The following is a 20,529-nucleotide window of genomic DNA, read 5'->3' as shown; positions in this document are numbered from 1 at the left end:
CTCATTAATAACATTTAAGTTTTGCTTAAACTGCGAATGTAACAGCAGACAATATATTGTGAAGTAGATCACGCGATAATGAATATATCATTCACGTTTCGCTTTGTTACGAGCTGTTAACAATGTTAATACATTGAAAGATAATGCAATTTTATGTCAATACGCCGATGGTTTGAGCAGGGCTTTACAGGGTGGTTCTTTGCAACCCCGTAAGCTAAATTTCTGTTAATCCTGCTTTTTAACAGAGGCGACAACATGAACAGAAAAATCCTCCTCGTTTTGGCAAGCGGTGCGCTGGCACTGGCCGGACACTCTGCCCATGCGGTAACCAGCAGTGGGACCATCAACGCGACGTTGACCTTAACCAACGGCTGCCTGATTAACGGCTCCCCAAACCAGAGCGGCATCAACTTTGGCTCTCTGGACTTTGGTACCCATCCCGCGACATTCTCCGAGCTGACAACCCAGCTCACCGGGGCTAACGGTGGTAACAGCTTCGCTATCCAGTGCACCACCGATACCTACACCGTACAGATCACCGGCACCACCAATACCACGGCGCCTGCCACGGTGATCGGCACACCGGGTACGCCAGCGCGCTATCTGGTTAACACCACTAATGCAACGCAGGGGGTGGCCTACAGCCTCTACAGCGACAGCGGCTTCAGTAACATCATCGCCAATGACGCGCCGCTGCCCGTCGCCTCGACCGCTGGCGGGGTGAATAACTACACCCTCTTTGGCCGCATCCAGGGCGGTGGCAACAGCGTGACCGTCGTTCCCGGTACCTATACCGATACAATTAACGTGAGCGTGATCTACTGACGCCAGCGCAATGAAACCTGAGGGAGCCGCCACTCTCCCGGCGCCAGGCCGAAGCATGCTGTGCATCGTCTTTGGGTTGGGAATGCTGGGATGGGCAGGGACCGCCGCCGCGCTGACGGTCAGCACCCAGTCGTTTCAGGTTGGGGCAACGATTGCGGCAGGGTGCTCGGTAGCCAGCGGCAGCAATGGCCTGTTGGGAACCCTGGATTTTGGCTCCCGCAGCGGCGTGGCAAGCGGTCAGGTCACCACCAGTTTTGTCCCTAACAGCGCGCTCTCTCTCGCCTGTACCCCCGGTGTGGCGTTAAGCATGAGCATTAACGGTGGTCTGCACTATGGCACCGTGCGCAATATGCAGCGCAGCGGGGGCACGGATCGGGTGCCTTATCGGCTCTATCGCAGCAGTACGCTGGCGGCTAATACGGAAGTGGGCGTGAATCAGGCCTGGTCGATCACCTATAGCGATAGCAATAATATCGCGCTGACGCTGTTTGGCGCGGCGCAGCTCACGGGGTTTAGTCCCGCAGGAAATTATACCGATCAATTGACCGTAACGTTGTCCTGGTAAGGTCATACAGGGAGAAGGATCATGAAAACCATTATGGGCCGGAGCCTAATAGCAGTAGCCCTGCTGGCGCTGACGGGCATGACGCAGCAGGCGCAGGGCGCCGCAACCATCTTACTTTGGCCGATCGATCCCTGGCTGGCCGCCGATGCTAACGCAACGGAGCTGTGGATCCAGAATCAGGGCGATACGCCAACCACCATGCAGGTACGCATTATGCGCTGGACCCAGGAGGGAGGACACGAGCGCTACCAGGCCCAGCAGGATGTCGTCGCCAGCCCGCCCATTGTGCGCATTGATAAAGGTGGCAAGCAGCTTATTCGTCTGATCAAGCAGACTCAGGTGCCAGCAGGCATAGAGCAAGGCTACCGGATCATCGTGGATGAGATCCCCCAGCCCGCTAACGGCAATTCGCCGCAGATTGGCCTGAAAATTCAGATGCGCTACTCGATTCCGCTCTTTGTCTATGGCCAGGGTGTGGCGACCACCACCGAGGGGGCAAACCATGCTCTGGTTAACACCCGCGATTTAAGCTGGCGGGTGATCCGCGAGGGGGGCAAACCGGCGCTGGAGGTGCGCAACCGTAGCGATGTACACGTGCGCCTGAGCCAGGTTAGCGTGCAGCAGGGCAGCCAGCGCCGGCAGATGGCGGATGGCCTGCTGGGATACGTGCTGCCGGGCGGGGCGCGTAGCTGGCCGCTCCCCTCAGGTCTTAGCAATCCGACTACCATGACGGCGACGATTAATGCCAGGGATACGCAATGGCAGTCGTCTCCCGCAAACTGATCCTGCCGCTGATGGTGCTGCTGGGGGGAGTGACGGATGCGCTGGCAGAGGAGGGGGATGATGCCCTGCCGCCGCCGCCGGATGCGCAGGCGATCAACGCCCAGGCAGTCTTTCACCTCTCGCTGGTGGTCAACCACTACGATACCGATCTGGTCGTGCCGGTCACCCAGCAGCAGGGACGCTATATTGTCGCCAGCCTTGATCTGCAGCGGGCCGGACTGCCTGCTGAGCACCTGCCCGCAGGCGACGTTGATCTCTCGACCCTGCCTGATGTACGGACCGAATATGACAGCAACCGCCAGCGGCTGCTGCTGTTCGTTCCCCGGGAGTGGGTAGCGGACCGCGCCACCTCTTTCAACGGCGAAAGGGCGCGTGCGAAGCCGCACTATGGTCGGGGCGCACTGGTAAACTATGACTTCTATACCAGCAGCACCGAACATGCCGGTAGCCAGGCCTCTCTGTGGCATGAGTTTCGCTACTTCGACAGCAACGCGGTCTTCTCTTCAACCGGTACGCTGCGGGAGTATCTCTCCGGCACCGCCGGACAAAACGAGGGCTATACCCGCTACGACACGACGCTACTGTTTACCAACGAGGAGAATGCCACCGAGTGGCAGCTGGGGGACGTCATCTCTGACTCGCTGAGCTGGAGCAGCAGCGTGCGGATGGGGGGGATCCGCTACGGGCGCGACTTCTCCCTGCGCCCCGATCTGGTCACCTGGCCGCTGCCCGCTTTTACGGGAGAGGCGGCGGTACCTACGGCGGTAGACGTCTTTATCAACGGCTACCGGGCCGGATCCACCCAGCTCCAGCCCGGTCCCTTTACGCTGACCAACCTGCCCTACATCAACGGCGCAGGGGATGCGGTGCTGGTTACCACCGACGCGCTAGGACGGCAGGTTAGCACCACGCTGCCGTTTTACGTCTCCAGCGATGTGCTGAAAAGCGGCATCACCGATGGGGCAATCACCCTCGGCAGCCTGCGACGTAACTACGGCATTGACGATTTCAACTACGGTCCGGCGGCGGGCAGCGGCTCCCTGCGCTATGGGGTGACGGACTACTTCACCTTTGAAGGCCACGGCGAAGCTGCTGAAGAGCTGGCCCTTGGCGGCGCGGGCGCGGTGGTAAAGCTGGGCCAGTTCGGCGTTGTTAACTCGTCGTGGACGGAGAGCCGGATGCGCGGCAACAGCGGCAATCAGCTCAACTGGGGATACCAGTACAGCACCAGCACCTTCAGCATCGCCACCCAGCACACTCGCCGTGAGCGCGGGTTTGGCAACCTGGCTCTTTACGATCAGACCATCGTTTACGACGACGATCGCCAGCCGCTGGCGACGCTTAGCCGCAATACCGATCAGTATTCGCTGACCTTTAACATGGGCGACTATGGCAACGTCGGTGCGGCGTGGATTGGCGTACGCAGTTTTGATAACCAGAAGACCGAGCTGCTGAACCTCTCCTGGAGCCGAAACCTGTGGGGCAGCAGCAGCCTCTACCTGGCGGCCAGCCATGATAAGCAGCGGGACGACTGGACCTTCGCCATGTCGCTGCAGATCCCCATAGGCGAACGGGATAGTGCGGCAATCAGCGTGGAGAGAACGCCGGATGCGGGCACCAGCCAGCGCATCAACTATAACCACGCCATGCCTACCGACGGCGGTTTCGGCTGGAATATGGCCTTTGCTCGCCAGCCGCAGTCGGACAACTATCAGCAGGCGACGCTGGGCTGGCGCAATAACAGCGTTGAATTGCAGGGAGGCGGCTACGGCGAGCGCGGGATGATGACCTGGTGGGGCGAGGCGCTGGGTTCGCTGGTGCTGATGGACGGCCAGGTTTTTGCGGCTAACAAAATCAACGATGCCTTCGTGGTCGTTAGCACCGGCGGCAATGCCGACGTGCCGGTCAGCTATGAGAACCAGCCGGTAGGCAGGACTAACGACAAAGGGTATCTGCTGGTTAGCGGCGTCTCTGCCTACTATCCCGCCAGCTACAGCATCAACACTCTTAACCTGCCGGCCGATACGCGCCTGAAAGAGACCGAGAAGCGGATTGCTCTGCGCCGCCAGAGCGGCTATCTGGTGGAGTTTCCGATGGAGCAGGAGCGGGTTGCCAGCGTGATCCTGCATGATGGCCAGGGGCAGGCGCTGCCGGTGGGCAGCCAGGTCTACCGGGAAGGCCGATCGCCGACGCCGGTGGGCTATGACGGCATCGCCTTCCTGGAAAATCTTAGTGATGTGAATGCTCTGCGGGTGACCACGCCCGATAACCGCACCTGCGACGTTCAGCTGACAATTGGCGCGAACCCCGAACATAAATTACAGACCTACGGGCCGCTTACCTGTGAGGAGAGACGCTGATGCGCCGCGCTATTCTACTTTTTCTGCTGCTGATGGGAGCCAGCCCGCTGGCGTGGTCAGCCTGCACCGTGACGCCGACCAACGGCGTCTTTGGTACCGTCACCTCGTTTGCGCTTAACAGCACCGAGCAGGAGATCAGCGGCAACCTGACGGTTCAGTGCGATGCCGTTCTGCTCAATCTGTTAACGGGTAACTCAATAACCATGCGGCTAACCAGCGCCAGCGCCGCGGTCAGTAACCGGGCGATCATGCGCCGGGTTGATAACCCTGCCAGCACCGATACCATCCCGGTGCGGCTGTGCGGTGCCGCAGGATGCAATAATAACAGCGAGGCACTGATTGGCGGAAGCTACGTCTGGAGCGGAAACGCGCTGCTCGATCTGCTTAGTACCCGGCGTATTGCCCTGCCAATCTATTTTCGCACCCTCTCCGGGCAGACCGTCGCGGCGGGCCAGTACCAGGCCACCTTTAATCTCAACGTCACCTATAACATCTGCTCGCTGGGCCTGCTTGGCGGCTGCGGGTCATGGCAAACCGGCACCGTGCCCGTCGCCGTTACGGCAACCATTAATATCACTAACGACTGCATCACCATCACCGCGCCAAACGTCAACTTCGGCAGCGCGCCGCTGGTCAAAGACTTCCCCGCCGTGTCGCAGGGTGTCGCGGTGACCTGCACCAAAGGCAGCGTCTACAGCGTGGGGATCAACAACGGCAGCAACGCCAGCGGCAACGTGCGCAGAATGGCCTCCGGCAATAATCGGCTGAGCTATGAGATCTATAAAGGCAGCACCAGCGAGCGCTGGGGCAGCAGCGGCACCGAGCGCTGGGCCAGCAGCGCCTCGTCACTGCTCAGCGCCAACGGCCTGGTGCGTACCTATAACTATACGGCGCGGGTATTAACTAACCAGGCGACGCCTCCGGCCGGAACCTACAGCGATACGGTGGTAGTGGATATCGCCTTTTAATCAGTCAGGGGCGTAGCGGATTATTTCCCTTTCGCAAATGTAAAGTTCCCACCACACATGCCGATAACACCGTTAATAAGTCATCAATAAGGTGTTGCATGTTGAACCGTATCCGCGTTGTCACAATGCTGATGATGGTGCTGGTGGTTTTCGCACTTCTACAGCTGGTATCAGGTGGGCTTCTGTTTTCGTCGCTGAAACAGAATCAGCAGAGCTTTGCTGACGCTAACGATCTTCGCCAGCAGCAGACCGAGCTGACCAAAACCTGGGAGCTGATGTTACAGACGCGCATCAACCTCAGCCGTTCGTCAGCCCGAATGATGATGGATCCGACCAATCAGCAGAGCAGCGCCAAAACCGACCTGCTGAAGAGCGCCCATGCTTCGCTCGCCGATGCGGCGCAACACTACGACGCATACAAAGCGTTGCCGCCGGTGCCTGCCATGGCACAGGTGAGCCAGCAGCTTGATGAGAAATACCGGGCCTACAGCGCCGCGCTTACGGAGCTGATTCAGTTCCTGGAGAGCGGCAATATGGACGCCTTCTTTGCCCAGCCGACCCAGGGAATGCAGAATGCAATGGGTGACGCGCTCGGGCAGTACGCCCAGCTTAGCAGCGAGCTGTATCACGACGCCTTTACCCAGAGCACGCACGACTACCGTTTCGCCCAGTGGCAGATGGCGATCCTCGCCCTGGCGCTGGTCATTGTGCTGGCTGCGGTGTGGTACGGCATTCGTCATATCCTGCTTAATCCGCTGGCTAATGTGATCCGTCACATTCGTGAAATTGCCAGCGGCGACCTCACTCAGACGCTGGTCATTAACGGTAAAAACGAAATTACCGAGCTGGCGGACAGCGTTGAACATATGCAGCGCTCGCTGATCGATACCGTCAGCAACGTGCGCAAAGGGTCGGATGCCATCTACAGCGGAACCAGCGAAATTGCCGCCGGTAACAACGATCTCTCTTCCCGGACCGAGCAGCAGGCCTCCGCGCTGGAGCAGACTGCCGCCAGCATGGAGCAGCTCACCGCCACCGTGAAGCAGAACGCTGACAACGCCCGTCAGGCCTCTCAGCTGGCGCTTAGCGCTTCCGAGACTGCCGGACGTGGGGGCAAGGTGGTAGACGGCGTGGTGAAAACCATGCACGACATCGCCGCCAGCTCGAAAAAAATCGCTGACATCACCAGCGTGATCGACAGCATTGCTTTCCAGACCAATATTCTGGCGCTCAACGCCGCCGTAGAGGCTGCCCGTGCGGGCGAGCAGGGGCGTGGCTTTGCCGTCGTTGCGGGTGAGGTACGTAATCTCGCCAGCCGTAGCGCCAACGCAGCCAAAGAGATCAAAGGATTAATTGAAGATTCCGTCTCGCGCGTCGATACCGGTTCGGTGCTGGTGGAGAGCGCCGGGGAGACCATGAACGATATCGTCAACGCAGTGACCCGTGTGACCGACATTATGGGCGAGATTGCCTCTGCCTCTGATGAGCAGAGCAAGGGCATCGACCAGGTGGCGCTGGCGGTATCGGAGATGGACAGAGTGACACAGCAGAACGCGTCGCTGGTAGAAGAGTCTGCGGCCGCGGCCGCAGCATTAGAAGAACAGGCCAGTCGACTCACGCAGGCGGTCTCTGCTTTCCGCCTTGCCGCCGTCCCTGAAAACCCGGCGCAGCGCCGCCCGCAGGGGAGGAAGTTCGTTTCCGCCCCGGCCGGTAGTCAGCTCAGTACCGGACAGGATGATAACTGGGAAACTTTTTGATCGTATTGATATTGCGGCGTTAGCCGCCTGATGGGAGCGTAGATGTTTAATCGTATTCGTATCTCGACCACACTGTTTATCTTACTGATTGTTTGCGGTCTGTTGCTGGTGGGCAGCAACGGCCTCTCTTTTTGGGCCTTCCGCGATGGTTTTCAGCATCTGGAGCAGGTTGAAAAGAGCAACCACCAGCGCAACACGCTGGCCCAGATGCGCGCCGTTTTATTGCAGACCAGCACCTCTCTGAACAAGGCCGGCACGCTGACCGCCTTAAGCTATCCGCCGGATGATATCAAAGGGCTGATGAACTCCGCGCGCAGCAATTTGCAGCTTGCCACCGTCCAGCTCAAAGAGTTTGAGTCAATCGAGGCGATCTCACCGGAAGGGGAGAAGCTCAAAGAGCAGGCGAAGACCACCTACAGCACCTGGATGAGCGATTTAGAGCATCAGGCGACCTGGCTTACGAATAACCAGCTCTCCGATTTTATGACCGCGCCGGTGCAGCAGTCCCAGGATGCGTTTGAGGCGGCCTTTACCGGCTGGCAGCACTATATCGATCGTTTTGTGGTGACCGCGACTGCAGGTAGCCGCACCAACTACCACATGTCGGCGGCCACCTTTATCACCGTGTTAATTCTGGCGGCGGGGCTGATCTCAGCGGGGCTGTTCTGGTCGCGCAGAATGATTGTGCAGCCGCTGGCGATTATCAGCAGTCATTTTGACAGCATTGCCGGAGGCGACCTGGCGCGGCCTATTGCGGTCTATGGCCGCAATGAAATCTCGGCCATCTTTGCCAGCCTGCAAAAGATGCAGAGCGCGCTGCGCACCACGGTAGCTAACGTGCGCGAAGGTAGCGTGTCGATGCACACCGGCATCTCAGAAATTGCGGCGGGCAATAACGATCTCTCAGCGCGCACCGAGCAGCAGGCGGCCTCGCTGGCCGAAACCGCCGCCAGCATGGAGCAGCTCACCGCGACGGTAGGCCAAAACGCCGACAACGCCCGTCAGGCATCGGTGCTCTCTCACGGTGCGGCAGAGACGGCAAGAAAAGGCGGGGAGCAGACTTCGCGGGTGGCTGACACCATGCATGAGATTGCCACCAGCTCGCAAAAGATTGGCGACATCATTAGCGTGATCGACGGCATTGCCTTCCAGACCAATATCCTGGCGCTGAACGCCGCCGTTGAGGCTGCCCGGGCTGGCGAGCAGGGGCGCGGCTTTGCGGTAGTAGCCGGTGAGGTGCGCAATCTTGCCAGCCGCAGCGCGCAGGCGGCGAAAGAGATCAAAGGATTAATTGAAGATTCGGTTGCCCGCGTGCAGCAAGGCTCTGAGCTGGTTGATACGGCAGCGCAAACCATGACGGACATCGTCCGTTCCGTAACCCAGGTCAATGACATTATGGGCGAAATTGCGTCCGCCTCTGATGAACAGCGCCGGGGTATTGAGCAGGTCGCGCTGGCGGTCAGCCAGATGGATCAGGTTACGCAGCAGAACGCCTCTCTCGTCGAGGAGGCCGCTGCGGCAACCGAACAGTTAGCGCACCAGGCGGACCGTCTCACGTCCCAGGTTGCGGTATTTACGTTAGATGAGCAAATCGGTCAACCCGAAGTGGCACCCCCCAGGGCCGTGCCGGCATTATCCTGAAAGTAATTGAGAAGGCGCTATGACATCACCACTGCCCAACGGGCAAACGTCATTAACTATGCAGTTCCCTCAGCGCCTTGCGCTGTCCGACGCGCATTTCCGTCGGATATGTCAATTGATTTACCAGCGTGCGGGGATCGTGCTGGCTGACCATAAGCGAGACATGGTCTACAACAGGCTGGTTCGCCGCCTGCGCACGCTGGGGCTAGATGATTTTGGTCGCTACCTGAGCATGCTGGAGGCGAACCAGAGCAGCGCTGAGTGGCAGGCGTTTATTAACTCGCTGACCACTAACCTGACCGCCTTCTTCCGTGAAGCCCATCACTTCCCGGTGCTGGCCGATCACGCCCGTAAGCACAGCGGTGAGTACCGGGTCTGGAGCGCCGCCGCGTCCACCGGTGAAGAGCCTTACTCGCTCGCCATTACTCTGGCGGATGCGCTGGGCCTGGTGCCGGGGCGCTGGAAGGTGATCGCCAGCGATATCGACACCGAGGTGCTGGAGAAAGCCCGCAGCGGCATCTACCGCCTGGATGAGCTGAAAACGCTCTCCCCCCAGCAGCTGCAGCGCTACTTTATGCGCGGTACCGGGCCTCATGCCGGGCTGGTGCGGGTACGTCAGGAGCTGGCGAACTTCGTGGACTTCCAGTCGCTCAACCTGCTGGATAAGCAGTACCAGGTGCCGGGACCGTTCGATGCCATCTTCTGTCGTAACGTCATGATCTATTTTGATAAAACGACGCAGCAGGACATTTTGCGTCGCTTTGCCCCAATGCTTAAGCCTGACGGACTGCTGTTCGCCGGGCATTCGGAGAATTTCAGCAACCTTGTGCGCGAGTTTACCCTGCGTGGGCAGACCGTTTATGCGCTGAGTAAGGATAAAGCATGAGTAAAATCAGGGTACTGTCTGTTGATGATTCAGCGCTGATGCGCCAGATCATGACGGAGATTATCAACAGCCACAGTGATATGGAGATGGTGGCTACCGCGCCGGATCCGCTGGTCGCGCGGGATTTGATCAAAAAATACAATCCGGATGTCCTGACGCTGGATGTCGAAATGCCGCGCATGGACGGCCTCGACTTCCTTGAGAAGCTGATGCGCCTGCGGCCGATGCCGGTGGTGATGGTCTCCTCCCTGACCGGAAAAGGCTCTGAGGTTACCTTGCGCGCGCTGGAGCTGGGGGCGATTGACTTTGTCACCAAGCCGCAACTGGGGATCCGTGAGGGAATGCTTGCCTACAGCGAAATGATTGCCGAGAAGGTGCGTACCGCATCGCGAGCCAGACTGGCGGCGCATAATCCGGTCTCTGCCCCGGCGACCCTGAAAGCCGGGCCGCTATTGAGTTCGGAAAAGCTGCTGGCGATCGGCGCTTCCACCGGCGGAACAGAGGCAATTCGTCATGTACTCCAGCCATTGCCGCTCTCCAGTCCGGGTATTCTTATCACCCAGCATATGCCGCCGGGCTTTACCCGCTCCTTTGCCGAGCGGTTAAACAAGCTCTGCCAGATCAGCGTAAAAGAGGCTGAGGACGGCGAGCGCGTGCTGCCGGGGCATGCCTATATCGCCCCTGGCGATAAGCACATGGAGCTGGCGCGCAGCGGGGCAAACTATCAGATCAAAATTCACGACGGACCGCCGGTTAACCGGCATCGTCCGGCGGTAGATGTACTGTTTCATTCGGTCGCAAAACATGCGGGGCGCAACGCCGTGGGGGTGATCCTCACCGGCATGGGTAACGATGGCGCGGCCGGCATGTTAGCAATGCACCAGGCGGGTGCCTGGACGATTGCGCAAAATGAAGCAAGTTGTGTGGTGTTCGGCATGCCGCGCGAAGCTATCAATATGGGTGGCGTGAGCGAAGTGGTCGATCTTAGTCAGGTAAGCCAGCAGATGCTGGCGAAAATCAGTGCCGGACAGGCAATACGTATTTAATGAGGAGTGTAGTTTTATGGCGGACAAAGAGCTCAAGTTTCTGGTTGTGGATGACTTTTCCACCATGCGTCGCATTGTACGCAACCTGCTGAAAGAGCTGGGTTTCAATAACGTAGAAGAGGCAGAGGACGGCGTAGACGCGCTGAACAAGCTCCAGGCGGGTGGCTTTGGCTTCGTTATCTCCGACTGGAACATGCCGAACATGGACGGCCTGGAGCTATTGAAGACCATTCGCGCCAATAGCGCCATGGCTTCGCTGCCGGTGCTGATGGTGACCGCAGAAGCGAAGAAAGAGAACATCATTGCGGCCGCGCAGGCGGGTGCAAGTGGTTACGTGGTGAAGCCGTTTACGGCTGCAACCCTGGAAGAAAAACTCGGTAAGATCTTCGAGAAACTCGGCATGTAAGGACCGGATGATGATGATGCAACCGCAAATTAAACCTTCGGATGAGCACACACCCGGAGACATTATCGCTCGTATCGGCAGCCTGACGCGTATGCTGCGCGACAGCCTGCGTGAGCTTGGTCTTGATCAGGCGATTGCCGAAGCGGCGGAAGCGATCCCCGATGCCCGCGATCGTCTGGACTACGTGGTGCAGATGACTGCCCAGGCAGCCGAGCGTGCGCTAAACAGCGTTGAAGCATCTCAGCCGCATCAGGACGCGATGGAAAGCGGCGCTAAATCGCTGAGCAAGCGCTGGGACGCATGGTTTGAGAATCCAATTGAGCTGACAGACGCCAAAGAGCTGGTCAAAGACACTCGCCAGTACCTTGGTGACGTGCCGGGCCATACCAGCTTCACCAATGCTCAACTGTTGGACATCATGATGGCGCAGGATTTCCAGGATCTTACCGGTCAGGTGATCAAACGCATGATGGATGTGATTCAGGAGATTGAGCGTCAGCTGCTGATGGTGCTGCTGGACAATATGCCGGAGCCGTCCGCGCGTCCGAAGCGCGAGAACGAAAGCCTGCTCAACGGGCCGCAGCTCGATACCACCAAAGCGGGTGTCGTAGCCAGCCAGGACCAGGTAGACGACCTGCTGGACAGTCTCGGGTTCTGATAACAAGCCCTGCCTCTGCTAGTAAAGGGGGGCGGGGATTATGCCTAAACTGTAAAAAAGCCGTGTTAAAGCGAGCTTATTGTCCCATTGTCTCTTCAGGCGTCTGGCATGATACCCGTGACGAAATGTATCGCGAGTATCTATCGTGGCTGAAGAAGACAACGAGGACAAAACAGAGGCCCCCACACCCCACCGACTAGAGAAGGCGCGTGAGGAGGGGCAGGTTCCCCGTTCCAAAGAGCTTACATCGCTCCTAATCCTGGTGGTCGGCATCTGCGTGATCTGGATTGGAGGGGAGTCGCTCGCCCGTCGGCTGGCGGGACTGCTCTCATCCGGTCTCCGCTTCGACCACGGTATCGTCAACGATCCCCATCTGATCCTCGGCCAGACCATCCTGCTGATCAAAGAGGCGATGATCGCGCTGCTGCCGCTTATTACCGGCGTGGTGCTGGTGGCGCTAATCGCCCCGATCCTGCTGGGCGGGCTGGTATTTAGCGGCAAGTCGCTGCAGTTCCAGTTCTCCAAGCTCAACCCGCTCAGTGGCCTGAAGCGGCTGTTTTCTGCGCAGGTTGGCGCGGAGTTGGTTAAAGCGGTGCTGAAGGCTGTGCTGATGGGCAGCGTGGCAGGGCTTTACTTGACCCACAAATGGCCGGATATGATGCGGCTGATGAGCGAGTCGCCGCTGACGGCGATGAGTAACGCCCTTAACCTGGTGGGCCTTTGCGTGCTGCTGGTGGTGCTGGGCATTATCCCAATGGTCGGCTTTGACGTAATCTGGCAGATCTACACCCATATCAAAAAGCTGCGCATGTCCCGCCAGGATATTCGCGACGAACATAAGCAGAGCGAAGGCGATCCGCACGTGAAAGGGCGTATCCGCCAGATGCAGCGCGCCGCCGCCCGCCGCCGCATGATGGCGGACGTGCCGAAGGCTAACGTAGTGGTCACCAACCCGACGCACTATTCCGTGGCGCTGCTTTACGATGAGAACAAAATGAGTGCGCCGAAGGTGCTGGCGAAAGGTGCCGGACTGGTGGCGCTGCGCATTCGTGAAATTGCCGCTGAAAACCGTATTCCTCTGCTGGAAGCGCCGCCGCTGGCGCGTGCGCTCTACCGCCATGCCGATGTCGGCCAGCAGATCCCAGGTCAGCTGTATGCAGCTGTAGCTGAAGTGCTGGCCTGGGTATGGCAGCTCAAACGCTGGAAGCTCGCTGGTGGGCAAGCGCCGGTGAAACCCGCCAATCTTCCGGTGCCTGACGCACTGGATTTTATGAACGACGAGAAGGACACTGATGAATAATCTGGTGACGATGTTGCGCCTGCCTGGCAACATGAAATCAGGTCAATGGCAGATTCTTGCCGGGCCGATACTGATTCTGCTTATCCTGTCGATGATGGTGCTGCCGCTGCCGGCGTTCATCCTCGATCTGCTGTTTACCTTTAATATCGCGCTCTCCATCATGGTGCTGCTGGTGGCGATGTTCACCCAGCGCACGCTGGAGTTCGCCGCGTTCCCGACCATTCTGCTGTTTACTACCCTGCTGCGGCTGGCGCTGAACGTCGCCTCCACCCGTATCATCCTGATGGAAGGGCACACCGGCGGCGCGGCGGCGGGGAAGGTGGTTGAAGCCTTCGGCCACTTCCTCGTTGGTGGTAACTTTGCCATCGGCATCGTGGTGTTTGTCATCCTCGTCATCATCAACTTTATGGTTATCACCAAGGGTGCCGGGCGTATCGCAGAAGTAGGCGCGCGCTTTGTCCTCGATGGGATGCCGGGCAAGCAGATGGCGATCGACGCCGACCTTAACGCCGGTCTGATTGGCGAAGACGAAGCCAAAAAACGCCGCTCGGAAGTGACTCAGGAGGCCGACTTCTATGGCTCCATGGACGGTGCGAGTAAGTTTGTGCGTGGCGATGCCATCGCGGGCATCCTGATCATGGTGATCAACGTCGTCGGCGGCCTGCTGGTGGGGGTTTTACAGCATGGCATGGACATGGGCCATGCAGCAGAGAGCTATACCCTGCTGACCATCGGTGACGGGCTGGTCGCGCAGATCCCGGCGCTGGTGATCTCCACCGCTGCGGGCGTCATTGTGACCCGCGTAGCGACCGATCAGGACGTTGGCCAGCAGATGGTGGGTCAGCTGTTTAGCAACCCGCGCGTGATGCTGCTGAGCGCCGGCGTGCTGGGCCTGCTGGGGCTAGTGCCAGGCATGCCAAACTTTGTCTTCCTGCTCTTTACCGCCGGGCTGCTGGGCCTTGCCTGGTGGCTGCGTGGGCGTGAACAGAAAGCCCCGGTTGAGGCTGCGCCAGTCAAGATGCCGGAGAACAACCAGGCGGTAGAGGCCACCTGGAACGACGTTCAGCTCGAGGACTCCCTCGGCATGGAGGTGGGTTACCGCCTGATCCCGATGGTGGATTTCCAGCAGGATGGCGAGCTGCTCGGGCGTATCCGCAGCATCCGTAAGAAATTTGCCCAGGATATGGGCTTCCTGCCGCCGGTAGTGCACATCCGCGACAATATGGATCTGCCCCCGGCGCGCTACCGTATTCTGATGAAGGGTGTAGAGATTGGCAGCGGCGAGGCCTATCCGGGCCGCTGGCTGGCGATTAACCCCGGCACGGCAGCGGGCACGTTGCCCGGCGAGCAGACGGTAGATCCGGCCTTTGGTCTGGCGGCGATCTGGATCGAAAGCGCCCTGAAAGAGCAGGCGCAGATCCAGGGCTATACCGTGGTCGAGGCCAGCACCGTGGTGGCAACCCATCTTAACCACCTGATTGGCCAGTTCGCCTCCGAGCTGTTTGGCCGTCAGGAGGCGCAGCAGCTGCTGGATCGCGTGAGCCAGGAGATGCCGAAGCTTACCGAAGATCTGGTTCCGGGCGTGGTCACCCTTACCACTCTGCACAAGGTATTGCAGAACCTGCTGGATGAGAAGGTGCCGATTCGTGATATGCGCACCATTCTGGAGACCCTGGCCGAGCATGCGCCGATCCAGAGCGATCCGCATGAGCTGACCGCGGTGGTACGCGTGGCGCTGGGCAGGGCAATCACTCAGCAGTGGTTCCCGGGCAACGGTGAAGTGCAGGTGATCGGTCTGGATACGCCGCTTGAGCGTCTGCTGTTACAGGCGCTACAGGGCGGCGGCGGCCTGGAGCCGGGGCTGGCGGATCGCCTGCTGGCTCAGACCCAGGAGGCGCTGGCCCGCCAGGAGATGCTTGGCGCGCCGCCGGTGCTGCTGGTGAATCATGCCCTGCGTCCGCTGCTGTCGCGCTTCCTGCGCCGCAGCCTGACCCAGCTGGTGGTGCTCTCCAATATGGAGCTGTCGGATAACCGCAATATCCGCATGACCGCCACTATTGGAGGTAAATAGTGCGTAGAGTAATCGGACTTCTGCTGGCGCTACCCCTGCTGGCTCACGCGACAGGTGAGGGTGCCTGGCAGGCGAGCAGCATCGGCATCACCCTTAACCATCGTGGGGAGTCGATGTCGTCCCGACCGCTGGTCTCCTCCCAGCCCGTTTCTGGGCAGATGACGCTAGTGGCGTGGCGCTATAAGCTTAATGGCCCGACGCCGGCCGGGCTGCGGGTGCGTCTCTGCTCGCAGATCCGCTGTACGGAGCTGGACGGAAAGAGCGGCACGACTCACGCCTTCAGCGGCATTTCTGCCGCCGAGCCGCTGCGCTTTATCTGGGAAGTGCCCGGCGGCGGACGCCTGCTGCCAGCCCTGAAGGTCAGCCGCAATGAGGTTATCGTAAACTATCGCTAACCGCTTCATTCTTCGCCAGTCATCACCCTTTGCAACGGGATTATGATGGCTGGCTCTCAATTTTTGACCCCGCCTTTTGATGCAAAAGAAACACTGTTTTATAAATCAGTGACACACGTAGTGAGACTCTTTGTATTTTTGCCAATCGCGTCGGCGCAGTGGCAGAAACAGAAAGGTTTATCTGAACGCATCCTCTTACTTTAGCCGTGTAAGTACTCCCAAAACAAAAAGGGTTGGCGGCAATGAAAACACGTAAAATTGGACTGGCGAACTATCTCGCCTACGGATCCGGTGACTTTTTGGGGGCCGGGACGACAGCGTTGACCGCTGCGTGGCTCCTCTACTTCTACACAACGTTTTGTGGTTTAACGCCTATCGAGGCCACCTTTATCTTTGCTACCGCAAGGGTGCTGGATGCGGTCGTCAGCCCGCTAATGGGTTTCTTAACCGATAACTTTGGTTCGACCTGGCTGGGCAAACGCTTTGGCCGTCGTAAGTTCTTTATCATGCTCGGCATCCCGTGCGTCTTTAGCTACTCCATTATGTGGGTTGGCGACATGGGCTTCTGGTACTACCTGCTCACCTATCTGCTGTTCGATATCGTCTACACCATGATCCTCGTCCCGTATGAGACGCTGGTACCAGAGATGACCGACGACTTCAAACAGAAGACCAAGTTCTCCGGGGCGCGTATTGGCATGGCGCAGATGTCAGCGATCCTCGCCTCGTTCCTGCCGGGGATCCTGCTCACCCACTTTGGTAAAGACAACCCGGTCTCCTTCTTCTACGCCAGCCTGGTCTTCTCGGTGCTCTGCGCCCTGATGCTGACCTTCGTCTGGTTCTTCACCTGGGAGCGCCCGCGTGAGGAGTGGACAGAAGCCGCCCTGCGTGCGGAAGAGGAGAAGAAGCACCTGACCTTCCGACAGAGTATGAACCGTCTGTTTGTCGAACTCAGCTCTACCCTGCGCATCAAAATCTTCCGCCAGCATCTGGGCATGTACCTCGGGGGCTATATTGCCCAGGACGTCTTCAACGCCGTCTTTACCTACTACGTTGTCTTCGTCCTGATGCAGGAGGCGTCGCTGGCCTCTAACCTGCTCGGTACCATGGCCATCTTCCAGTTCATTGCGGTCATCGCCATGATCCCGCTCTGCATCCGCTTTGGACCCGCGCCCTCCTACCGGATGGTGGTGACGCTGTTTGGTTTAAGCTCTATCTCCTACGCCGTGCTCTACTACGCAGGCCTGAGCGATATCTATTCCCTGCTGCTGTTGGTCTCCGCCGTTGCCGGGCTGGGTCGCGGGGGCATCAACTACGTGCCGTGGAACACCTACACCTACATCTCCGATGTGGATGAGGTGATCACCGGTCAGCGCCGGGAAGGGATCTTCGCAGGCATCATGACCCTGACCCGTAAAGCCTCCCAGGCCGGGGCGGTGATGCTGGTGGGGATCGTGATGCAAGCTTCTGGCTTCGTCTCCGGACAGAAAACGCAGCCGGAGTCCGTCAGCCACACCATTCTGATGATCCTCTGCTTCGGTACGGTGGCGGTGCTGCTCTGCGGCTTCCTGGTGTCGCTGCGCTTTAAGCTGAACCTGAAAACCCACAGCGTGCTGCGGGAAGAGACGGCCAAAATGCGCCAGTCTGGCCGCGTGATGCCGGAAACCGTCACCCCGCAGGCGCGGGCCACCGTCGAGATGCTAGCGGGGATGCCTTACGAGTCGCTGTGGGGCAACAACAATATCGGCTATCTGAATCGTAACAAGCCAGCCGCGCCGTCGCTGAAGGATCGCCCCGGCCATGAATTTAATACGCAAGAGGTTAAGTAAATGATTGTTTATCCTGTCAAACATAGCCCTTTACTCTGCCAGCCGGCGCGCTTTATTGCCCGGGATGAGCTGAAGGCACTGATCCAGAAGGTGACCCATAACCTGGTCAATATTCAGGATGTATCCGGTGAGTTTTTACTGCGACTAGACGACGGGCGCGTCATTGATACCAAAGGCTGGGCGGGCTGGGAGTGGACGCACGGTGTGGGGCTGTACGGCATGTATCACTATTATCGCCAGACCGGCGATGAGACGATGCGTGAGATCATTGATAGCTGGTTCGCGGATCGCTTTGCCGAGGGGGCAACCACTAAGAACGTCAACACCATGGCACCGTTCCTGACCCTGGCATACCGCTATGAGGAGACCCGCAATCCGTCATACCTGCCGTGGCTTGAGAGCTGGGCCGAGTGGGCGATGAACGAGATGCCGCGCACCGAGCACGGCGGGATGCAGCACATCACGCTGGCGGAAGAGAACCACCAGCAGATGTGGGACGATACGCTGATGATGACCGTGCTGCCTTTGGCGAAAATCGGCAAGCTGCTCAATCGCCCGGAGTATGTCGAAGAGGCGGTCTATCAGTTCCTGCTGCACGTGCAGAACCTGATGGACCGGGAGACCGGTCTCTGGTTCCACGGCTGGAGCTACGAGGGTAACCACAACTTTGCTCAGGCGCGCTGGGCGCGAGGCAACAGCTGGCTGACCATTGTGATCCCGGACTTCCTTGAGCTGGTGGATTTACCGGAAAACAACGCCGTTCGCCGCTACCTGGTGCAGGTGCTGAATGCGCAGATCGCCGCCCTGGCGAAATGCCAGGACGACAGCGGCCTGTGGCACACCCTGCTCGACGATCCGCACTCCTATCTGGAGGCCTCGGCCACCGCCGGGTTCGCCTACGGCATTTTGAAAGCGGTGCGCAAACGCTACGTCGGGCCGGAATATGCTGAGGTAGCGGATAAAGCGATTAAGGGGATCGTGAATAATATTTCGCCGGAAGGGGAGCTGCTGCAAACCTCCTTCGGGACTGGAATGGGATCGAACCTGGATTTCTACCGCAATATTCCGCTTACCTCCATGCCGTATGGCCAGGCGATGGCAATCTTGTGTTTGACCGAGTATTTGCGGAAGTATTTCTGATATAAAAAAACCCGGCATTTGCCGGGTTTTCTGTTTTACATCGATGCTTACATGCGCTCGACGGTCTGGATCCCGAGGGTATCCAGACCCATCTTCAGCGTTTTCGCCGTCAGCTGCGCCAGCTTCAGACGGCTCAGGCGCGTCTCGTCGCTCTCGGCGCTCAGGATCGGGCAGTGCTCGTAGAAGCCGGAGAACAGGCCCGCCAGATCGTAGAGGTAGCTGCACATCACGTGTGGCGTGCCTTCACGAGCAACCACGTTCAGGGTCTCTTCAAATTGCAGCAGGCGCGCCGCCAGCTGGGCCTCGCGATCTTCGGTGATGACCACGTTGGCATTAGCCAGCACGCTCTCGTCAATCTCCGCTTTACGGAACACGGAGAGCACGCGGGTGTAGGCATACTGCATGTACGGCGCGGTATTGCCCTCAAAGGCCAGCATGTTATCCCAGTCGAAGATATAGTCGGTGGTGCGGTTTTTGGAGAGATCCGCATACTTCACCGCGCCGATACCTACTGCATTGGCCAACTTTTCCAGCTCGTCGGCAGGCATATCCGGGTTCTTCTCGGCGACCAGACGGCGGGCGCGCTCCAGCGCCTCGTCCAGCAGGTCGGAGAGCTTCACCGTACCGCCGGCACGGGTTTTGAACGGCTTGCCGTCTTTGCCCAGCATCATGCCGAACATATGGTGCTCCAGCGGCACGCTCTCCGGCACGTAGCCCGCTTTACGCACGATGGTCCACGCCTGCATCAGATGCTGGTGCTGGCGGGAGTCGATGTAGTAGAGCACGCGGTCGGCATGCAGCGTCTCAAAGCGGTACTTGGCGCAGGCGATATCGGTGGTAGTGTAGAGGTAGCCGCCATCCTTTTTCTGGATGATAACGCCCATCGGCTCACCCTCTTTATTTTTGTACTCGTCGAGGAAGACCACGGTTGCGCCTTCGCTCTCCACCGCCAGCCCTTTGGCTTTCAGATCGGCGACGATGCCCGGCAGCATCGGGTTATAGAGGCTTTCACCCATCACGTCCTTGCTGGTCAGGGTCACGTTCAGGCGATCGTAGTTGACCTGGTTCTGCGCCATGGTGATATCCACCAGCTTGCGCCACATCTGACGGCAGTACTCGTCCCCGCCCTGCAGTTTCACTACGTAGCCACGGGCGCGCTCGGCAAAGGCTTCATCTTCGTCGTAGTGCTTTTTCGCTTCACGATAGAACGCTTCGAGGTCCGCCAGCGCCATCTCGCCTGCGTTCTCCTGCTGCTTAAGCTCCAGGAATGCAATCAGCATCCCAAACTGGGTGCCCCAGTCGCCAACGTGGTTGGCGCGGATCACCTTGTGGCCCAGCAGTTCGAGGGTACGCACGGAGGCGTCGCCAATGATGGTTGAGCGCAGATGGCCGACGTGCATCTCTTTCGCCACGTTCGGGGCAGAGTAATCAACCACGATGGTCTGCGGCTCCGGGCGGGAGAGGCCCAAACGATCGGATGTCAGAGCCTGGTTTACCTGGTCGGCCAGAAATGCCGGATCGAGGAAGATATTGATAAAGCCAGGGCCGGCGATCTCTACCTTGCTGGCGATGCCGTTGAGATCGAGGTGAGTCAGGACCTGCTCAGCAACCTGTCGCGGAGGCATACCCAGTTTTTTTGCAACCGCCATCACGCCATTGGCCTGGTAGTCGCCAAACTGTACTTTTGCTGACTGACGAACCTGCGGCTCGCAATCCGCAGGCGCACCTGCGGCAATCAGTGCCTGACTAATCTTTTCTGAGAGAAGTGCCTGAATATTCACCGGGATACCTTACGTTAACGACGCAGCGCGCAAAAAGCCGCCCGCGTCCGGGTGTTGATAAGTAAAGGCGGGAGTATACTGCAATTGCCTGCTGTCGTCAGCCCTGTCGGGACGCGGG

Annotated in this window: 17 protein-coding genes; 16 read left to right on the top strand and 1 reads right to left on the bottom strand. The window is 58.9% G+C overall.

From position 1 onward, the window contains the following. Positions 1 to 255 precede the first annotated feature (255 nt). The 16 genes from RTN40_RS02880 (at position 256) to RTN40_RS02805 (ending at position 18,630) form a co-directional block, all read left to right on the top strand. Positions 256 to 825: a spore coat protein U domain-containing protein gene (locus tag RTN40_RS02880; protein ID WP_312209272.1), complete on the top strand. Its 570-nt coding sequence runs from the start codon at positions 256 to 258 to the stop codon at positions 823 to 825. A gap of 55 nt (positions 826 to 880) precedes the next feature. After that, positions 881 to 1,390 carry a spore coat U domain-containing protein gene (locus RTN40_RS02875; RefSeq protein WP_409418499.1) on the top strand — a complete coding sequence of 170 codons (510 nt, stop codon included), beginning with the start codon at positions 881 to 883 and terminating at the stop codon, positions 1,388 to 1,390. 21 nt (positions 1,391 to 1,411) lie between these two features. Further along, the gene (locus tag RTN40_RS02870; RefSeq protein WP_409418498.1) at positions 1,412 to 2,173 is read left to right on the top strand and encodes a molecular chaperone; all 762 of its coding nucleotides are present in this window, start codon (positions 1,412 to 1,414) and stop codon (positions 2,171 to 2,173) included. Then, positions 2,149 to 4,533, top strand: coding sequence for a fimbria/pilus outer membrane usher protein (locus RTN40_RS02865; RefSeq protein ID WP_312227109.1), 2,385 nt, complete (start codon positions 2,149 to 2,151; stop codon positions 4,531 to 4,533). The genes RTN40_RS02870 and RTN40_RS02865 overlap by 25 nt, the downstream gene beginning before the upstream one ends. After that, complete coding sequence (locus tag RTN40_RS02860) at positions 4,533 to 5,501, top strand: spore coat U domain-containing protein (protein ID WP_312227108.1); 969 nt, start codon at positions 4,533 to 4,535, stop codon at positions 5,499 to 5,501. The genes RTN40_RS02865 and RTN40_RS02860 overlap by 1 nt, the downstream gene beginning before the upstream one ends. A gap of 98 nt (positions 5,502 to 5,599) precedes the next feature. Then, on the top strand, positions 5,600 to 7,258 hold the full coding sequence (gene tar / locus RTN40_RS02855; protein WP_312227107.1) for a methyl-accepting chemotaxis protein II: 1,659 nt from the start codon (positions 5,600 to 5,602) through the stop codon (positions 7,256 to 7,258). Positions 7,259 to 7,300: 42 nt separating this feature from the next. Then, positions 7,301 to 8,899 carry a methyl-accepting chemotaxis protein IV gene (tap, locus tag RTN40_RS02850; RefSeq protein WP_312227106.1) on the top strand — a complete coding sequence of 533 codons (1,599 nt, stop codon included), beginning with the start codon at positions 7,301 to 7,303 and terminating at the stop codon, positions 8,897 to 8,899. A gap of 19 nt (positions 8,900 to 8,918) precedes the next feature. Then, entirely contained in the window at positions 8,919 to 9,785 is an 867-nt protein-coding gene (gene cheR, locus RTN40_RS02845) for a protein-glutamate O-methyltransferase CheR (RefSeq protein ID WP_312227105.1), read from the top strand. Then, positions 9,782 to 10,831, top strand: a complete 1,050-nt coding sequence (locus RTN40_RS02840) for a chemotaxis response regulator protein-glutamate methylesterase (RefSeq protein ID WP_312209280.1) — start codon at positions 9,782 to 9,784, stop codon at positions 10,829 to 10,831. The genes cheR and RTN40_RS02840 overlap by 4 nt, the downstream gene beginning before the upstream one ends. A gap of 16 nt (positions 10,832 to 10,847) precedes the next feature. Continuing rightward, the gene (gene cheY, locus RTN40_RS02835; RefSeq protein ID WP_312227104.1) at positions 10,848 to 11,237 is read left to right on the top strand and encodes a chemotaxis response regulator CheY; all 390 of its coding nucleotides are present in this window, start codon (positions 10,848 to 10,850) and stop codon (positions 11,235 to 11,237) included. 13 nt (positions 11,238 to 11,250) lie between these two features. Further along, the gene (gene cheZ / locus RTN40_RS02830; protein ID WP_312227213.1) at positions 11,251 to 11,895 is read left to right on the top strand and encodes a protein phosphatase CheZ; all 645 of its coding nucleotides are present in this window, start codon (positions 11,251 to 11,253) and stop codon (positions 11,893 to 11,895) included. A gap of 145 nt (positions 11,896 to 12,040) precedes the next feature. Further along, positions 12,041 to 13,195 (top strand): flagellar biosynthesis protein FlhB, encoded by a 1,155-nt coding sequence (gene flhB / locus RTN40_RS02825; protein WP_312227103.1) that lies wholly within the window; start codon positions 12,041 to 12,043, stop codon positions 13,193 to 13,195. After that, positions 13,188 to 15,266 carry a flagellar biosynthesis protein FlhA gene (gene flhA, locus RTN40_RS02820; RefSeq protein WP_312227102.1) on the top strand — a complete coding sequence of 693 codons (2,079 nt, stop codon included), beginning with the start codon at positions 13,188 to 13,190 and terminating at the stop codon, positions 15,264 to 15,266. Before flhB ends, flhA begins: the two co-directional genes overlap by 8 nt. Before the next feature lie 11 nt (positions 15,267 to 15,277). Next, positions 15,278 to 15,661 (top strand): flagellar protein FlhE, encoded by a 384-nt coding sequence (locus tag RTN40_RS02815; protein ID WP_409418506.1) that lies wholly within the window; start codon positions 15,278 to 15,280, stop codon positions 15,659 to 15,661. Between the two features lie 242 nt (positions 15,662 to 15,903). Then, positions 15,904 to 17,490, top strand: coding sequence for an MFS transporter (locus RTN40_RS02810; protein ID WP_312209290.1), 1,587 nt, complete (start codon positions 15,904 to 15,906; stop codon positions 17,488 to 17,490). Continuing rightward, on the top strand, positions 17,491 to 18,630 hold the full coding sequence (locus tag RTN40_RS02805; protein ID WP_312227100.1) for a glycoside hydrolase family 105 protein: 1,140 nt from the start codon (positions 17,491 to 17,493) through the stop codon (positions 18,628 to 18,630). 47 nt (positions 18,631 to 18,677) lie between these two features. Here RTN40_RS02805 and argS read toward each other — a convergent pair whose 3' ends face one another. After that, positions 18,678 to 20,411 carry an arginine--tRNA ligase gene (gene argS, locus RTN40_RS02800; protein WP_312227099.1) on the bottom strand — a complete coding sequence of 578 codons (1,734 nt, stop codon included), beginning with the start codon at positions 20,409 to 20,411 and terminating at the stop codon, positions 18,678 to 18,680. Positions 20,412 to 20,529: the final 118 nt, after the last annotated feature.

This window comes from Pseudescherichia sp., assembly GCF_031987975.1.
Classification (GTDB): Bacteria; Pseudomonadota; Gammaproteobacteria; order Enterobacterales; family Enterobacteriaceae; genus Pseudescherichia.
This window is presented reverse-complemented; position numbering and strand designations above follow the sequence as displayed.